This window comes from Pseudomonas sp. NPDC086581, assembly GCF_044746165.1.
In the GTDB taxonomy this organism is placed as follows: Bacteria; Pseudomonadota; Gammaproteobacteria; order Pseudomonadales; family Pseudomonadaceae; genus Pseudomonas.
Map to the genome: position 1 here is coordinate 257,392 of NZ_JBIVBR010000003.1, position 15,646 is coordinate 273,037.

General features: G+C 65.6%; 13 protein-coding genes. 9 read left to right on the forward strand and 4 right to left on the reverse strand.

All coding sequences use genetic code 11. From position 1 onward, the window contains the following. Nucleotides 1–6: 6 nt before the first annotated feature. Together gyrA and mtnA are read right to left on the reverse strand one after the other, a co-directional pair. The gene (gene gyrA, locus ACIPK7_RS08735; RefSeq protein ID WP_192431899.1) at nt 7–2,787 is read right to left on the reverse strand and encodes a DNA gyrase subunit A; all 2,781 of its coding nucleotides are present in this window, start codon (nt 2,785–2,787) and stop codon (nt 7–9) included. Nucleotides 2,788–3,020: 233 nt separating this feature from the next. Beyond that, the gene (gene mtnA / locus ACIPK7_RS08740; RefSeq protein WP_192381978.1) at nt 3,021–4,097 is read right to left on the reverse strand and encodes an S-methyl-5-thioribose-1-phosphate isomerase; all 1,077 of its coding nucleotides are present in this window, start codon (nt 4,095–4,097) and stop codon (nt 3,021–3,023) included. A 152-nt stretch (nt 4,098–4,249) separates the two neighbouring features. On the opposite strand from mtnA, the gene ACIPK7_RS08745 reads away from it, so the two are divergent. From ACIPK7_RS08745 to ACIPK7_RS08765, 5 genes are all read left to right on the forward strand, one after another. Further along, nucleotides 4,250–5,575 carry a TRZ/ATZ family hydrolase gene (locus ACIPK7_RS08745; protein WP_401087177.1) on the forward strand — a complete coding sequence of 442 codons (1,326 nt, stop codon included), beginning with the start codon at nt 4,250–4,252 and terminating at the stop codon, nt 5,573–5,575. Between the two features lie 125 nt (nt 5,576–5,700). Next, nucleotides 5,701–6,399 (forward strand): bifunctional 2-polyprenyl-6-hydroxyphenol methylase/3-demethylubiquinol 3-O-methyltransferase UbiG, encoded by a 699-nt coding sequence (gene ubiG / locus ACIPK7_RS08750; RefSeq protein ID WP_401087179.1) that lies wholly within the window; start codon nt 5,701–5,703, stop codon nt 6,397–6,399. Continuing rightward, nucleotides 6,396–7,073 (forward strand): N-acetylmuramic acid 6-phosphate phosphatase MupP, encoded by a 678-nt coding sequence (gene mupP / locus ACIPK7_RS08755; protein ID WP_192431895.1) that lies wholly within the window; start codon nt 6,396–6,398, stop codon nt 7,071–7,073. The genes ubiG and mupP overlap by 4 nt, the downstream gene beginning before the upstream one ends. A 51-nt stretch (nt 7,074–7,124) precedes the next feature. Then, nucleotides 7,125–7,868, forward strand: a complete 744-nt coding sequence (locus ACIPK7_RS08760) for a YciK family oxidoreductase (RefSeq protein WP_401087181.1) — start codon at nt 7,125–7,127, stop codon at nt 7,866–7,868. A 266-nt stretch (nt 7,869–8,134) separates the two neighbouring features. Then, on the forward strand, nt 8,135–9,061 hold the full coding sequence (locus tag ACIPK7_RS08765; protein ID WP_401087183.1) for a GGDEF domain-containing protein: 927 nt from the start codon (nt 8,135–8,137) through the stop codon (nt 9,059–9,061). Nucleotides 9,062–9,153: 92 nt separating this feature from the next. On the opposite strand, the gene rluB is transcribed toward ACIPK7_RS08765, so the two are convergent. Further along, nucleotides 9,154–10,545 (reverse strand): 23S rRNA pseudouridine(2605) synthase RluB, encoded by a 1,392-nt coding sequence (gene rluB / locus ACIPK7_RS08770; protein WP_401087185.1) that lies wholly within the window; start codon nt 10,543–10,545, stop codon nt 9,154–9,156. 131 nt (nt 10,546–10,676) lie between these two features. Between rluB and ACIPK7_RS08775 the strand changes: the two genes are divergently transcribed. From ACIPK7_RS08775 to ACIPK7_RS08790, 4 genes are all read left to right on the forward strand, one after another. Beyond that, nucleotides 10,677–11,111 carry an NUDIX hydrolase gene (locus ACIPK7_RS08775; protein WP_401087187.1) on the forward strand — a complete coding sequence of 145 codons (435 nt, stop codon included), beginning with the start codon at nt 10,677–10,679 and terminating at the stop codon, nt 11,109–11,111. A gap of 151 nt (nt 11,112–11,262) precedes the next feature. Then, entirely contained in the window at nt 11,263–12,690 is a 1,428-nt protein-coding gene (gene ccoN / locus ACIPK7_RS08780; protein WP_401087189.1) for a cytochrome-c oxidase, cbb3-type subunit I, read from the forward strand. Nucleotide 12,691: 1 nt separating this feature from the next. Further along, nucleotides 12,692–12,922: a cbb3-type cytochrome c oxidase subunit 3 gene (locus ACIPK7_RS08785; RefSeq protein ID WP_401087191.1), complete on the forward strand. Its 231-nt coding sequence runs from the start codon at nt 12,692–12,694 to the stop codon at nt 12,920–12,922. 256 nt (nt 12,923–13,178) lie between these two features. Then, nucleotides 13,179–13,445, forward strand: a complete 267-nt coding sequence (locus ACIPK7_RS08790; protein WP_024766463.1) for a DUF2790 domain-containing protein — start codon at nt 13,179–13,181, stop codon at nt 13,443–13,445. Nucleotides 13,446–13,683: 238 nt separating this feature from the next. Here the strand turns inward: ACIPK7_RS08790 and ACIPK7_RS08795 are convergent, their stop codons facing one another. Continuing rightward, nucleotides 13,684–15,588: a potassium transporter Kup gene (locus ACIPK7_RS08795; protein WP_401087192.1), complete on the reverse strand. Its 1,905-nt coding sequence runs from the start codon at nt 15,586–15,588 to the stop codon at nt 13,684–13,686. Nucleotides 15,589–15,646 lie beyond the last annotated feature (58 nt).

Genomic DNA, 15,646 nt, shown 5'->3' on the forward strand with positions numbered 1-15,646 from the left:
TCGCTATCAGTCTTCGCTGGCCTGCGGGGCTTCTTCAGCCGCAGCTTCGCCTGCTTCTGGGTTTTCTTCCGACACTTCGCCCTCGACGATTTCACCATCGATGACGTCGTCTTCGCCTTCCACCACGGTCGGCTCCTGCACCCGCTCCAGACCCACGACGGTTTCGTCGGCGGCGAGCTTGATGAGGATAACGCCTTGGGTGTTACGGCCAGCGCCGCGGACTTCGTCGACACGGGTACGCACCAGGGTTCCCTGGTCGGAAATCAGCATGATCTCCTCACCATCCAGCACCTGCACGGCGCCCACCAGGTTACCGTTACGCTCGTTGATCACCATGGCGATCACGCCCTGGCCACCACGACCGCGACGCGGGTAGTCGGCCAGCGGGGTGCGCTTGCCGTAGCCACGCTCGGAGGCGCTGAGGATCTGCGCTTCGCGGCACTCGGGGATCAGCATGGAGATGATGCGCTGGCCTTCGGCCAGGCGCATGCCGCGCACACCACGGGCGTTACGGCCCATGATGCGCACCTTGCTTTCCTTGAAGCGGATCACCTTGCCGGCGTCGGAGAACATCATCACGTCCTTCGAACCGTCGGTGATGGCGGCGGCGATCAGCGAGTCGCCCTCTTCCAGTTTCAGGGCGATCAGGCCGTTGGAACGTGGCTTGGTGAACTGGATCAGCGGGGTCTTCTTGACGGTGCCTTTCATGGTGGCCATGAAGATGTACGCGCCGGTCGGCTCGTCCTGGCTGAAGTCGGCGTCGTCGCCCTCTTCGGCCTCTTCGGCTTCCACGACTTCGGCGACCTGCTCGGCGACCACGTCGTCGTCATCGTTGTCGTCGCCAGCGAACTGGGCGCGCACGGCTTCCAGGTCGATCTGCAGCATCGCGGTGATGCGCTCGCCCTCGTCCAGCGGCAGCAGGTTCACCAGCGGACGGCCACGGGCGGTACGCGAGGCTTCCGGGATCTCGAAGGTGCGCAGCCAGTAGACCTTGCCCTTGCTGGAGAACAGCAGCAGGGTGGCGTGGCTGTTGGCGACCAGCAGGTGCTCGATGTAGTCCTCGTCCTTCACGCCACTGGCGGACTTGCCCTTGCCACCGCGACGCTGGGCCTCGTAGGCGGCCAGCGGCTGGGACTTGGCGTAGCCGCCATGGGAGATGGTCACCACGCGCTCTTCTTCGGTGATCAGGTCGGCGATGGTCAGGTCCATCTGCGAGGCGACGATCTCGGTGCGGCGGGCGTCGCCGAACTCGGCCTTGACCTTTTCCAGCTCCTCGCGGATGACCTCCATCAGGCGCTCGGGGCTGGTCAGGATACGGATCAGCTCGCCGATCAGGGTGAGGATTTCCTGGTACTCGGACAGGAGCTTCTCGTGCTCCAGGCCGGTCAGGCGGTGCAGGCGCAGTTCCAGGATGGCCTGGGCCTGTTCCGGTGACAGGAAGTACTTGCCGTCACGCAGGCCGTACTGCGGGTCCAGGTCTTCCGGACGGCAGGCATCGGCGCCAGCGCGCTCGACCATCGCTTCCACGGCGCTGGATTCCCAGCCGGTGGCGATCAGACGCTCCTTGGCCTCGGCCGGGGTCGGCGAGGTCTTGATCAGCTCGATTACCGGGTCGATGTTCGACAGGGCGACGGCCTGGCCTTCGAGGATGTGGCCGCGCTCGCGGGCCTTGCGCAGCTCGTAGACGGTCCGGCGGGTCACCACTTCACGGCGGTGACGAATGAACACCTCGAGCATGTCCTTGAGGTTCATAGTGCGCGGCTGGCCGTCGACCAGGGCCACCACGTTGATGCCGAAGACGCTCTGCAGCTGGGTCTGGGCGTAGAGGTTGTTCAGCACGACCTCGCCCACTTCGCCGCGACGCAGCTCGATGACCACGCGCATGCCGTCCTTGTCGGACTCGTCGCGCAGCTCGGTGATGCCTTCGATCTTCTTCTCTTTCACCAGCTCGGCGATCTTCTCGATCAGACGGGCCTTGTTCAGCTGGTAGGGCAGCTCGGTGATGATGATCTGCTGGCGGTTGCCGCCCTTCTCCATGTCCTCGATGGTGGCGCGGGCACGGATATAGACGCGACCACGACCGGTGCGATAGGCCTCGATGATGCCCGCACGGCCGTTGATGATGCCCGCGGTCGGGAAGTCCGGACCGGGGATGTACTGCATCAGGTCATCAATGGACAGCTCGGGGTTGTCCATCAACGCCAGACAGCCGTCGATCACCTCGGTGAGGTTGTGCGGCGGAATGTTGGTCGCCATGCCCACGGCGATACCGCTCGAGCCGTTGACCAGCAGGTTCGGGATCTTGGTCGGCATGACCGCCGGGATCTGCTCAGTGCCGTCGTAGTTGGGCACCCAGTCGACGGTTTCCTTGTCCAGGTCCGCCAGCAGCTCATGGGCGAGCTTGGACATGCGCACTTCGGTGTATCGCATGGCTGCAGCGTTGTCGCCGTCCACCGAACCGAAGTTGCCCTGGCCGTCGACCAGCATGTAGCGCAGCGAGAACGGCTGGGCCATGCGGACGATGGTGTCGTACACCGCGGTATCGCCGTGCGGGTGGTACTTACCGATCACGTCGCCGACCACACGGGCGGACTTCTTGTAGGGCTTGTTCCAGTCGTTACCCAGTTCGCTCATGGCGTACAGGACGCGGCGATGCACGGGCTTCAAGCCGTCGCGCGCATCGGGCAGGGCACGACCGACGATCACGCTCATGGCGTAATCGAGGTAGGACTGTCGGAGTTCGTCTTCGATGTTGACCGGGAGGATTTCTTTGGCCAGTTCGCCCATGAGAAGCCTGGTTCCTTTTTCAAATGTGACTCCACCAGGCCCGTCCTGAGCCCGGCGGAGCGCGGCGCGCCATCAAAGCGCCACCGACTCTCTACAAATCAACGACTTGGCCGTTGATCCGCGATGCTGTGGGGGGCGAAAAAATGCCCCATCAAGAACCGTCGGAGCTTACCACAAGCCCGGGTCAAACCCTACCCTCGGCCAAGCCCCTCGATGAATTGCCGCAGACCCCGTCAGTGCAGGCGCTTGCGGCTCATCAGCTGGGCCATGCGCTCGGTGTCCGGACGTTCGACGACGCCGCGCTCGGTCACGATGGCATCGATCAGGTCGGCCGGGGTCACATCGAATACCGGATTGAAGGCTTCGACGTCAGCAGCGACACGTTTGCCGCCAATTTCCAGGAGTTCGCGACCGTCGCGCTCCTCGATCGGGATGTCCTCGCCGCTTTCCAGGCCCATGTCAATGGTCGAACTGGGCGCCACCACCATGAAACGCACGCCGTGGTGCATCGCGGTGACCGCCAGCTGATAGGTGCCGATCTTGTTGGCGACGTCGCCGTTGGCGGTGATGCGGTCGGCGCCGACGATGACCCAGGTGATGCTTTCGGTCTTCATGAGGTGCGCGGCGGCCGCGTCCACGTTCAGGGTGACCGGCACGCCTTCGTTGGCCAGCTCCCAAGCGGTCAGGCGAGCGCCCTGCAGCCAGGGACGGGTCTCGTCGGCGTAGACACGCTCGATCAGCCCTTCCAGGTGCGCCGCGCGCAGCACGCCCAGCGCGGTGCCGAAGCCGCCGGTGGCCAGGGCGCCGGTGTTGCAGTGGGTGAGGATCTTCTGCGGACCACCGTGGTGCTTGCGGATCAGGTCCACGCCCAGTTGGGCCATGGTCAGGTTCGCCTCGCGGTCGCTTTCATGGATGGCTACGGCCTCGGCTTCCAGCAGCGGCAGCGGGTCTTCGCCCGGCTTCAGGCGCTCAAGACGGTCGCGCATGCGATTCAGCGCCCAGAACAGGTTGACCGCAGTCGGACGCGACTCGGCCAGCACGGTGAAGTCTTCTTCCAGCGCCGCGCGCCAGTCACCACCAGCGGCCACACGGGCACGCAGCCCCAGCACCAGGCCATAGGCGGCGGCGATGCCAATGGCCGGCGCGCCGCGCACGACCATCTGGCGAATGGCGTCGGCTACGCCTTCGGCGGTCTCGTACGACAGCCAGGTTTCCTCCAGCGGCAACAGGCGCTGATCCAGCAGACGGAGTGTGCCCTTGCGCCAATCAATGGCCGTGACCCGTTCGGCCGCCAACAGTCGCTCACGCATGGAACACCTCTTCATTTCAATGGAATCGCGGGCCGCTCCGGCACCACGGGAATCACCCCGGAAACACCGGGAAACGGCCGAGTATACCGAGCCTGAAGCCCCGCTGCTCGGCTATACTCGGCGCCTTTCTCCACGCGCCCAGGATGCGCTTCATGCCGACCGAAAAAGTCCCGCTCGACCTGCTGCTCTTCCCCACCTGGATCGTCCCCGTGGAGCCCGCCGGCGTCGTCCTGCGCGACCACGGTCTGGGCATCCGCGACGGCCGCATCGCCCTGCTCGCCCCGCGCGCCGAAGCACTGCGCCATCCGGCCACGGAAACCCGCGAGTTGCCGGGCATGCTGCTCTCCCCCGGGCTGATCAATGCCCACGGCCACGCGGCGATGAGCCTGTTCCGCGGCCTGGCGGACGACCTGGCACTGATGACCTGGCTGCAGGAACACATCTGGCCGGCGGAGGCCAAGTGGGTCAGCGAGGACTTCGTCCGTGACGGCACCGAATTGGCCATCGCAGAACAGCTCAAGGGCGGCATCACCTGCTTCTCGGACATGTACTTCTTCCCGCAGGTCGCCTGCGAGGTGGTGCACAAGGCCGGTGTGCGTGCGCAGATCAGCGTGCCGGTGCTGGACTTCCCGATCCCCGGCGCCCGCGACGCCGATGAGGCGATTCGGCAAGGTCTGGCGCTGCGCGACGATCTCAAGCACCACCCGCGTATCAAGGTCGCCTTCGGCCCCCATGCACCCTACACGGTCAGCGACGACAAACTGGAAAACATCCTGATGCTCGCCGAGGAGCTGGACGCCGGCATCCACATGCACGTCCACGAAACCGCCTTCGAGGTCCAGCAGGCGCTGGAAAAGGACGGCGAGCGCCCGCTGGCCCGCCTGCACCGCCTCGGCCTGCTCGGCCCGCGCTTCCAGGCCGTGCACATGACCCAGGTGAACGACGAAGACCTGGCCATGCTGGTGGAAACCAACAGCTCGGTGGTGCACTGCCCGGAATCCAACCTCAAGCTGGCCAGCGGCTTCTGCCCGGTGGAGCGGCTGTGGCAGGCCGGCGTCAACGTCGCCATCGGCACCGACGGCGCCGCCAGCAACAATGACCTCGACCTGCTCGGCGAAACCCGCACCGCCGCGCTGCTGGCCAAGGCAGTGGCTGGCCAGGCCACAGCACTGGACGCCCACCGCGCCCTGCGCATGGCCACCCTGAATGGCGCCCGCGCGCTGGGCATGGAGCAGGAGACCGGCAGCCTGGAACTGGGCAAGTCCGCCGACATCATCGCCTTCGATCTCTCCAGGCTGGCCCAACAGCCGGTGTACGAACCGGTCTCGCAGGTCATTTATGCCAGCGGCCGCGACTGCGTGCGCCACGTGTGGGTCGGCGGTAAACAACTGCTGGACAACGGCGAACTCACCCGCCTGGACGAAGAGCGCCTGATCGCCGTCGCTGGCGAGTGGGGCCGCAAGATCGCTGGCGCCTGAGCTTTCTGTCGCAGCGGCGGCTCGGGCCGGCGCTGCGACAATCTGTCATGCCGCGCCCCATCCATTGAACGAAGCTGGCATCATAGTCAGCCTTCGTTTCCAGCTTTTTGATCAATAGGGACACCATGAGCAACGTCGACCACGCCGAGATCGCCAAATTCGAGGCCCTCGCCCACCGCTGGTGGGACCGCGAAAGCGAGTTCAAGCCCCTGCACGACATCAATCCGCTGCGGGTCAACTGGATCGACGAGCGCGTCAGCCTCGCCGGCAAGAAGGTACTCGACGTCGGCTGCGGCGGCGGCATCCTCAGCGAAGCCATGGCCCAGCGCGGCGCCACCGTCACCGGTATCGACATGGGCGAAGCGCCCCTGGCGGTCGCCCAGCTGCACCAGCTGGAATCCGGCGTGCCGGTGGAATACCGCCGCATCACCGCCGAAGACCTGGCCGAAGAGATGCCCGAGCAGTTCGACGTGGTGACCTGCCTGGAGATGCTCGAACACGTGCCGGACCCGGCCTCGGTCATCCGCGCCTGTTACAAGATGGTCAAGCCCGGCGGCCAGGTGTTCTTCTCCACCATCAACCGCAACCCGAAGGCCTACCTGTTCGCCATCGTCGGTGCGGAGTACGTGATGCGCCTGCTGCCGCGCGGCACCCACGACTTCAAGAAGTTCATCCGCCCCTCCGAGCTGGGCGCCTGGTCCCGTGACGCGGGCCTGGCGGTCAAGGACATCATCGGTCTGACCTACAACCCGCTGACCAAGCACTACAAGCTGGCCAACGACGTTGACGTCAACTACATGATCCAGACCCTGCGCGAGGAGTGAGTCGTATGCTCAGAGCGGTTCTCTTCGACATGGACGGCACTCTGCTGGACACCGCGCCGGACTTCATCGCCGTGTGCCAGGCGATGCTCGCCGCCCATGGCCGCGCGCCGATCGATGACCAGCGCATCCAGGACGTGGTCTCCGGCGGCGCCCGCGCCATGGTTGCAGCAACCTTCGACATGGACCCGGAAGCCCCCGGCTTCGAGACCCTGCGCCAGGAGTTCCTCGACCGCTACCAGGAGCACTGCGCCGTCTTCACCCGTCCGTACGACGGCATGGCCGAACTGCTGGAGAGCATCGAGCAGTCGCGCCTGATCTGGGGCGTGGTGACCAACAAGCCGGTGCGCTTCGCCGCGCCGATCATGGAACAGCTGGGCCTGGCCAAGCGCTCGGCCGTGCTGGTCTGCCCGGACCACGTGAAGAACAGCAAGCCGGACCCGGAAATGCTCCTGCTGGCCTGCAGCCAGCTGAAGGTCGACCCGTCCGAAGTGCTGTTCATCGGTGACGACCTGCGCGACATCGAGTCGGGCCGTGCCGCCGGGACCAAGACCGCCGCTGTGCGCTACGGCTATATCCACCCGGACGACAACCCCGCGCACTGGGGCGCCGACGTCATCGTCGATGCACCCCGCGACCTGCTCACCGTCCTCGACCGCGCCCTCTGCTCCTGCTGAGCCGAATTCCCGGGAGCCCGTCGCGCTGACGGGCTCCGCCAAGGAGAAACCATGTTCGACTATTCCGCCCGCCCCGACCTGCTCAAGGGCCGCGTGATTCTGGTGACCGGCGCCGGCCGCGGTATCGGCCGGGCCGCCTCGCTCGCCTTCGCCGCCCACGGCGCCACTGTGCTGCTGCTGGGCAAGACCGAGGACTACCTCAACGAGGTCTATGACCTGATCCTCGCCGCCGGCCATCCGGAACCGGTGGTGATCCCGCTGAACCTGGAAACCACCCTGCCGCACCAGTACGACGAGCTGGCGGCGATGATCGAGAAGGAGTTCGGCAAGCTCGACGGCCTGCTGCACAATGCCTCGATCCTCGGCCTGCGCTCGCCCATCGAGCAGATTTCCACCGACAACTTCACCCGCGTCATGCAGGTGAACGTCAACGCCATGTTCAGCCTCACCCACACCCTGCTGCCGCTGCTCAAGCTCTCCGAGGACGCCTCGGTGGTCTTCACCTCCAGCAGCGTCGGCCGCAAGGGTCGGGCCTACTGGGGCGCCTACGCGGTGTCGAAGTTCGCTACCGAAGGCCTGATGCAGGTGCTGGCGGACGAGTGCGAGGACATCTCCAGCGTGCGCGCCAACAGCGTCAACCCCGGCGCCACCCGGACCGCCATGCGCGCCCACGCCTATCCGGGCGAGAATGCCTACAACAACCCGGCGCCCGAAGAGATCATGCCGGTCTATCTGTATCTCATGGGCCCGGACAGCAAAGGCGTGAACGGCCAGGCCTTCAACGCCCAGGACTGATTCCGCCCCTGAAGATTCGGCACTGACGTACCAGCGGCGTCGGCCTGCAGCCCAGCAACCACGCCGCTTTCCGCCAATTTTCCGGCTCCACCTCGCGCAACACTCCGGCAAAGTGCCACTATTTCGCCAGACTTCTGGCGAAACCTTCCTCCCCCGGGAACCCTGACCACCATCGGTCGGTCAATACAGCGACTTTTCAGGCCTTTCCGCGCCCTGGCACGGAAATCGCTCTGTCCTTCGCACACGCTGTAAAAATGGTCACCGCCATGGTTCCTCCCAAGCAGTCCAACACCATCGATTTCGATGCTGCCAAGCTCCAGCGCGCAGCCAGCCAGGACACCCGCACCCTCTCGCGGCGTCCGCTGGACCTGCTGGAATTGCGCCAGCAGCTGAACCTGCAATTGCAGGTGAGCTTGGAGGCCGAGCGCATCCTGGCGGTGTTCTTCCGCGAGATCCAGCAGATGCTGCCGGTGGAGTACATGGCCTACGCCCATGCCGGAGCCGACCTGCGCCTGGAGTTCGGCGAAGCGGCCCGACACAACGCCGACTACCGCCTGACCCACGCCAGCGAATACCTGGGCGAGATCAGCTTCCGCCGCGCCCGACGCTTCTCCGAGGCCGAGCTGTCGCAGCTGGAGTCGCTGATGGCCTGCCTGCTCTACCCCCTGCGCAACGCCCTGCTCTACCGCGCCGCCGTGCAGTCGGCACTACGCGATGCGCTGACCGGCACCGGCAACCGCATCGCCATGGACCAGACCCTGAGCCGGGAGGTCGAGGTGGCACGGCGTCACCTGCTGCCGCTGTCGATCCTCATGCTCGACCTCGACCACTTCAAGCAGATCAACGACGAGCATGGCCACAGCGTCGGCGACGACGCCCTGCGCGCCGTGGCCACGGCGCTGAAGAACAGCCTGCGCAACGTCGACATGGTGTTCCGCTTCGGCGGCGAGGAGTTCCTCGTGCTGCTCTCCAACACCCCCGGCGTCTCCGCCGTGCAGGTGGGCGAACGGCTTCGCACTGCCGTGGAGGAGCTGAACCTGGCCGCCGACGGCAAGCGCTTGCCGCTGTCCATCAGCCTGGGCTGCGCGACACTCAATGGCGGCGAATCGGTGGACGATCTCCTGCGCCGGGCAGACAACGCGCTCTACGAAGCCAAGCGCGACGGTCGCAACCGGTTGGCCTGCGCCAGCTGACGCCTGCCTCGCTCCTACGAAGAGCCCATCCGGGTAATTCGCAGGCAATAAAAAAGGGCTCCGAGGAGCCCTTCTTCATTTACTGCTGTCGCTTAGCGCTTGAAGCCCGGACGCATGCCGTCACCGGCAGCCTGCGGGCGACGCTTGGCAATTGGCTTGCGTGCCGGCTTACCGGGACGCTCGGCCAGCGGGGCGCCTTTCTCGCGAGCCGGGCGGTCGCTCGGCGCCTTGCGCGGTGCGCGGCCTTCGCCGGCATCGCTGCGCGGACCACGGGCCGGACGATCGGCGCCGTCACGCGGAGCGCGAGCAGGACGATCACCACCGGCGTCACGCGGCTTGCGCGGAGCGCGGCCTTCACCAGCATCGCTGCGCGGGCCACGGGCCGGACGATCACCCGCGTCGCGCGGAGCACGAGCAGGACGATCACCACCCGCATCACGCGGCTTGCGCGGAGCGCGGCTGTCGGCGGAATCACCACGCGGTGCGCGAACCGGACGCTCGTCCGAATCGCGCGGAGCACGGGCCGGACGCTCACCAGCAGCCGGACGCGGAGCACGTTGCGGACGCTCGCCTTCGGCGCGCTCGGTGCGGGTACGCGAGCCACGGCCCGGACGCTCGCTGGGCGCCAGCTTCTTGCCGAGCTTGCGCTCCTGGCGCTCCACCTTTTCCTTGGTCTTGGTGGAAACCGCCGGCAGGGCGATCGGCGTCAGGCCGACTTCCTCGCTGAGGATGTCCAGCTCGCGCTGGCCCATCTCGCGGTAACGACCCATGGTCAGCTCGGAGGTCAGGAACACCGGTCCGAAGCGCACGCGCTTCAGGCGGCTGACCACCACGCCCTGGGACTCCCACAGGCGGCGGACCTCACGGTTACGGCCTTCCATCACCACCACGTGGTACCAGTGGTTGAAGCCTTCGCCGCCGGGAGCTTCCTGGATGTCACTGAACTTGGCCGGGCCGTCTTCGAGCATCACGCCGGCTTTCAGGCGTTCGATCATCTCTTCGTCGACTTCGCCACGCACGCGCACGGCGTACTCGCGGTCCATCTCGTAGGACGGGTGCATCAGGCGGTTGGCCAGCTCACCGTCGGTAGTGAACATCAGCAGGCCGGTGGTGTTGATGTCCAGGCGGCCGACGTTGATCCAGCGGCCGCTGCGCAGGCGCGGCAGGCGGTCGAACACGGTCGGGCGGCCTTCCGGATCGTCGCGGGTGCAGACTTCGCCTTCGGGCTTGTTGTAGATCAGCACGCGACGGACGTGCTCTTCGATCTTCTCGCGCTTGAGCAGGCGTTCATCGACGGCGATGGCATCGCGGTCGCCCACGCGCTGGCCGAGGGTGGCGACAGCGCCGTTGACCTTGACGCGGCCTTCTTCGATCCAGGCCTCGACGTCGCGGCGCGAGCCCACGCCCATGCGGGCAAGGACTTTCTGCAGCTTCTCGCCTTCCGGAGCGGGGGTCAGTTCTGTGTTTTCGTGCGAATCGTTCATCTCGGCACCTCCCGGTGTGTCGTGCAACGAAGAAAAAGGTCGCGCATCATACGCGCTTGTGCGCGGCAAAGCACCGCCTGCGAACGGGAAAGACTAGCCGACTTGCACGACGACACACGGGGAACAGGTCAATGCAGCACGAAGATGACTTCACCGGCGCCAAACTCGCGCTGTTCCACGCCGGCCAACTGGTCGCCTACAAGCGCGACGAAAAGCCTGGCATCCCCTACCCCGGCTGCTGGGATTTCCCTGGCGGCGGCCGCGAAGGCGGCGAAACCCCGGCGCAATGCGCGCTTCGCGAGCTGGAGGAGGAGTTCGCCCTGCGCCTGGACGAACAGCGCATCGAATGGCAGCGCCGCTACCCGGCCACCCACGGTCCGGCGCCCTGGGCGTGGTTCCTGGTGGCGCGCCTGGAACAGGCCGAGTTCGATGCCATCCGTTTCGGCGACGAGGGCCAGTACTGGCGCCTGATGCGCGTCAGCGAATACCTCGCCCACGACCAGGCGGTGGATTACCTGCAGGAACGCCTGCGGCATTTCCTCGCAGGGCGCCTGGACATCGCCTGATTCCGCACGGCCGGTCGCTGATCCGCATTTGCGCGGCCTATCTGAATCTGTTTCCTGTCCGCGCATTTTCCTAGATTGCCCGCTCACCGGAGCGCGCCGGATTTGCAGTCCATGACGCGCCCGGACGTTCTGTCACAAGCGGGAATCCAGCATGAACACGAGAAGCACGGAGCAGGCGTACAACTACAAGGTGGTCCGCCAGTTCGCCATCATGACGGTGGTCTGGGGCGTGGTCGGCATGGCCATGGGGGTACTGATCGCCTCCCAACTGGTCTGGCCGCAACTGAACCTGGACCTGCCCTGGACTAGTTTCGGGCGCCTGCGCCCGCTGCACACCAGCCTGGTGATCTTCGCCTTCGGCGGCTGTGCGCTGTTCGCCACCAGCTATTACACGGTGCAGCGCACCTGCCAGACGCGGCTGTTCTCCGACAGCCTCGCCGCCTTCACCTTCTGGGGCTGGCAGGCGCTGATCGTGACCATGATGATCACCCTGCCGCTGGGCTACACCACCACCAAGGAATACGCCGAGATCGAATTCACCGGCGCGGTGTGGATGGCCATCGTCTGGATCGCCTACGCAGTGGTGTTCTTCGGCACGCTGATGAAGCGCAAGACCTCGCACATCTATGTGGGCAACTGGTTCTTCGCCGCCTTCATCCTGGTCACGGCGATGCTGCACATCGTCAACCACCTGGCCATCCCGGTGGACTGGTTCAAGTCCTACCCGGTGTATTCCGGCGCCACCGACGCCATGGTGCAATGGTGGTACGGGCACAACGCGGTGGGCTTTTTCCTCACCACCGGCTTCCTCGGGATGATGTATTACTTCGTCCCCAAGCAGGCCGGGCGCCCGGTGTATTCCTACCGGCTGTCCATCGTGCACTTCTGGGCGCTGATCACCCTGTACATCTGGGCCGGCCCGCACCACCTGCACTACACCGCCCTGCCCGACTGGGCGCAGTCGCTGGGCATGGTGATGTCGCTGATCCTCCTGGCGCCCAGCTGGGGCGGGATGATCAACGGCATGATGACGCTCTCCGGCGCCTGGCATAAGTTGCGCACCGACCCAATCCTGCGCTTCCTGGTGGTCTCCCTGGCGTTCTACGGCATGTCGACCTTCGAAGGTCCGATGATGGCGATCAAGACCGTCAACGCCCTATCTCACTACACTGACTGGACCATTGGCCACGTCCATGCCGGCGCGCTGGGCTGGGTGGCGATGATTTCCATCGGCTCGCTCTACCACCTGATCCCCAAGGTCTTCGGTCGCGAACAGATGCACAGTATCGGTCTGATCAACGCACACTTCTGGCTGGCCACCATCGGCACGGTCCTCTACATCGCCTCGATGTGGGTCAACGGCATCACCCAGGGCCTGATGTGGCGGGCGGTGAACGCCGACGGCACGCTCACCTATTCCTTCGTCGAGGCACTGCAGGCCAGCCACCCCGGCTTCGTGGTGCGCATGAGCGGCGGGATGATGTTCCTGGGCGGCATGCTGCTGATGGCCTGGAACACCTGGATGACCGTGCGCCAGGCGCGCCCGGAAGCCATGCGTGTCGCCGAGCGGATGGCCTGAGATGACGCTCTGGCTGGGGCTGTTCGGCCTGCTGGTGCTGTACTTCGGCGCAGGCTGGTGCCTGCGCGCGCACCGCGAGCGCGGCATCGAGGAGGCCAGCATGCTGCCCTTCGCCGATGACGAGGAGGTCGCCCGGCGCATGGAAAAGGCCACCGGGCGTAGCCGAACCGGCTGCGCCTGCCCCGGCCGCTGTGAGGGCGACTGCCAGCACTGGCGCGACTGGCAGCCCTAGTGCGGCACTTTGCGGGGATGCCTGCGACAGAGCGCCACATCACCTCCATCAATTTTCATTAGCAAGCACATCAATTTCCCGGCGGGCACCCGGAGGAGGAATATCACTCCCGTGCCCCGCCACCTGATGGACGCCTGAAGCATCGTCCCCTGTCCTGTCTGGACCCCAGGACAGACATCATCGATGCCAGCGCTCCCCGGTGGGGCTTTCAATCCCACTCAGGGGCCCCAACGGGCCCTCACCGAGGAAATAAAGAATGAAGCTTGCCTCTGTCGTGTCGGCTGTCATCTCCAGCCTCGCCCCCATGGCTTTTGCCCAGGACGCAATCAAGAACCCCGGCGCCGATCTGCCGGTCACCGAATACCACTACGGCATGTCCCTGGACGTCGACAAGGTTCTGCACCGCACCGACAACTCCGGCAAGGTCGGCATCGTTCCCGCCTACATGGTCTACCAGGACCACGAAGGCCAGACCCACAAGGTGCGCTTCCTCGAATGGGGCGGCAGCACCAGCCAGGGCTGAGCCTTCAGCGAACATCGCCCTCCGGCCGTCTTGGCCAAACCCCGCGAGCCTGTGGTGGCGGTCGGGGGGCGATCCTGATTTCCGACAGGCCCCACCTGATCCCGTTCAGCGCACCCTGTAGGAGCGCGCCATGCGCGCGATCGCGGGCATGGCGCGCTCCTACAAGAGAACTCTCAGCTCCGCCCCTGCCACAAAGAAAAAGCGCGCCAAATGGCGCGCCTTTTCATGCAGCTGAAACTCAGATTTCCACCTGCGTCCCCAGCTCGATTACCCGGTTCAGCGGCAGGTTGAAGTAGCGCAGGTTGCCGTTGGCGTTCTTCAGCAGGAACGCGAACAGCGCCTCGCGCCAGCGCGCCATGCCGATCAGCTTGGAGGGGATCACCGTCTCGCGGCTGAGGAAGTAGGTGGTGCGCATCGGGCTGAAGTCCAGCTCGTTGAGGTGGCACAGCTTGAGCGCCTGCGGGATGTCCGGGTCTTCCATGAAACCGAAGTGCAGCACCACGCGGAAGAAGCCTTCGCCATAGGCATCCACCTCGAAACGGCGGTCCGGCGGCACGCGCGGGCTGTCTTCGTTGACCACGGTGAGCAGCACGACCTGCTCATGCAGCACCTGGTTGTGCAGCAGGTTGTGCAACAGCGCGTGAGGCACGGCGTCGGTACGAGCGGTGAGGAACACCGCGGTGCCCTGCACGCGATGCGGCGGCTGCGAACGGATGCTGGAGATGAACAGCGGCAGCGGCAGCGAGCCTTCGTCCAGGCGGTCCACCAGCAATTGCCGGCCGCGCTTCCAGGTAGTCATCAGGATGAACAGGGCAATACCGGCGATCACCGGGAACGCGCCGCCCTGGATGACCTTGGGCAGGTTGGCGGCAAAGAACAGGCTGTCCACCAGCAGCATCATCACGAAGAACGGAATGGCCAGCCACATCGGCCATTTCCACAGCAGCCAGAGCACCACGCCCATCAGCAGGGTGGTCATCAGCATGGTACCGGTCACCGCCACACCATAGGCCGAGGCCAGCGCGGCGGAGGATTCGAAGCCCAGCACCAGCAGGACCACGCCGACCATCAGCGCCCAGTTCACCATGGGGATGTAGATCTGCCCCTGCTCGTGACTGGAGGTGTGCTGGATCGACATCCGCGGCACGTAGCCGAGCTGGATCGCCTGGCGAGTCAGCGAGAAGGCGCCGGAAATCACGGCCTGGGAGGCGATGACCGTGGCCGCGGTGGACAGCGCCACCATCGGCAGCAGCGCCCAGCCCGGCGCGGTCAGATAGAAGGGGTTACGCGCCGCTTCGGCATTCACCAGGATGGTCGCGCCCTGGCCGAAGTAGTTGAGCACCAGCGCCGGCAGCACCAGGGCGAACCAGGCGCGGGCGATGGGCTTGCGGCCGAAGTGGCCCATGTCGGCGTACAGCGCTTCGGCGCCGGTCAGCGCCAGCACCGTGGCGCCGAGAATGGCCACGCCGATCCCTGGATGCGAGATGAAGAAATTCAGCGCCCAGCCCGGGCTCATCGCCTTCAACACTTCCGGCTGCTGCCATACGCCATAGATGCCCAGCGCGGCCAGGGCAAGGAACCAGGCCACCATGACCGGGCCGAAGAGGATGCCGATGCGCGCGGTGCCGTGTTTCTGGATGAGGAACAGGCCGACCAGCACGATCAGCGACAGCGGCACCACCCAGTGTTCGAGGCCGTCGAAGGCGATTTCCAGACCCTCGATGGCCGAGAGCACGGAGATCGCCGGGGTGATCATGCTGTCGCCATAGAACAGTGCCGCGCCGATCAGACCGGCGATCACCACCATGCCCTGCAGCTTGCGGCGCCCGCTGGCGGCGCGACGGGCCAGCGCGGACAGCGCCATCACCCCGCCCTCGCCCTGGTTGTCCGCGCGCAGGACGAAGATCACGTACTTGATCGACACCACCCAGATCAGCGACCAGAAGATCAGCGACAGCACCCCCAGCACACCGTCGTGGTTGGCCTGCACGCCGTAACCGCCGACGAAGACCTCCTTGAGGGTGTACAGCGGGCTGGTGCCGATGTCCCCATAGCAAACCCCCACCGCGCCGACCATCAGGCCGATCGCGGAGCTCGAATGGGGCTGCTCATGTTCAACGGTGCCGGCGCTTGCATCGGACATGTAACAAAATTCCTCAAAAAAATTCGGCGCATCCTGCTCCGACCCTTTCGTCGATGCA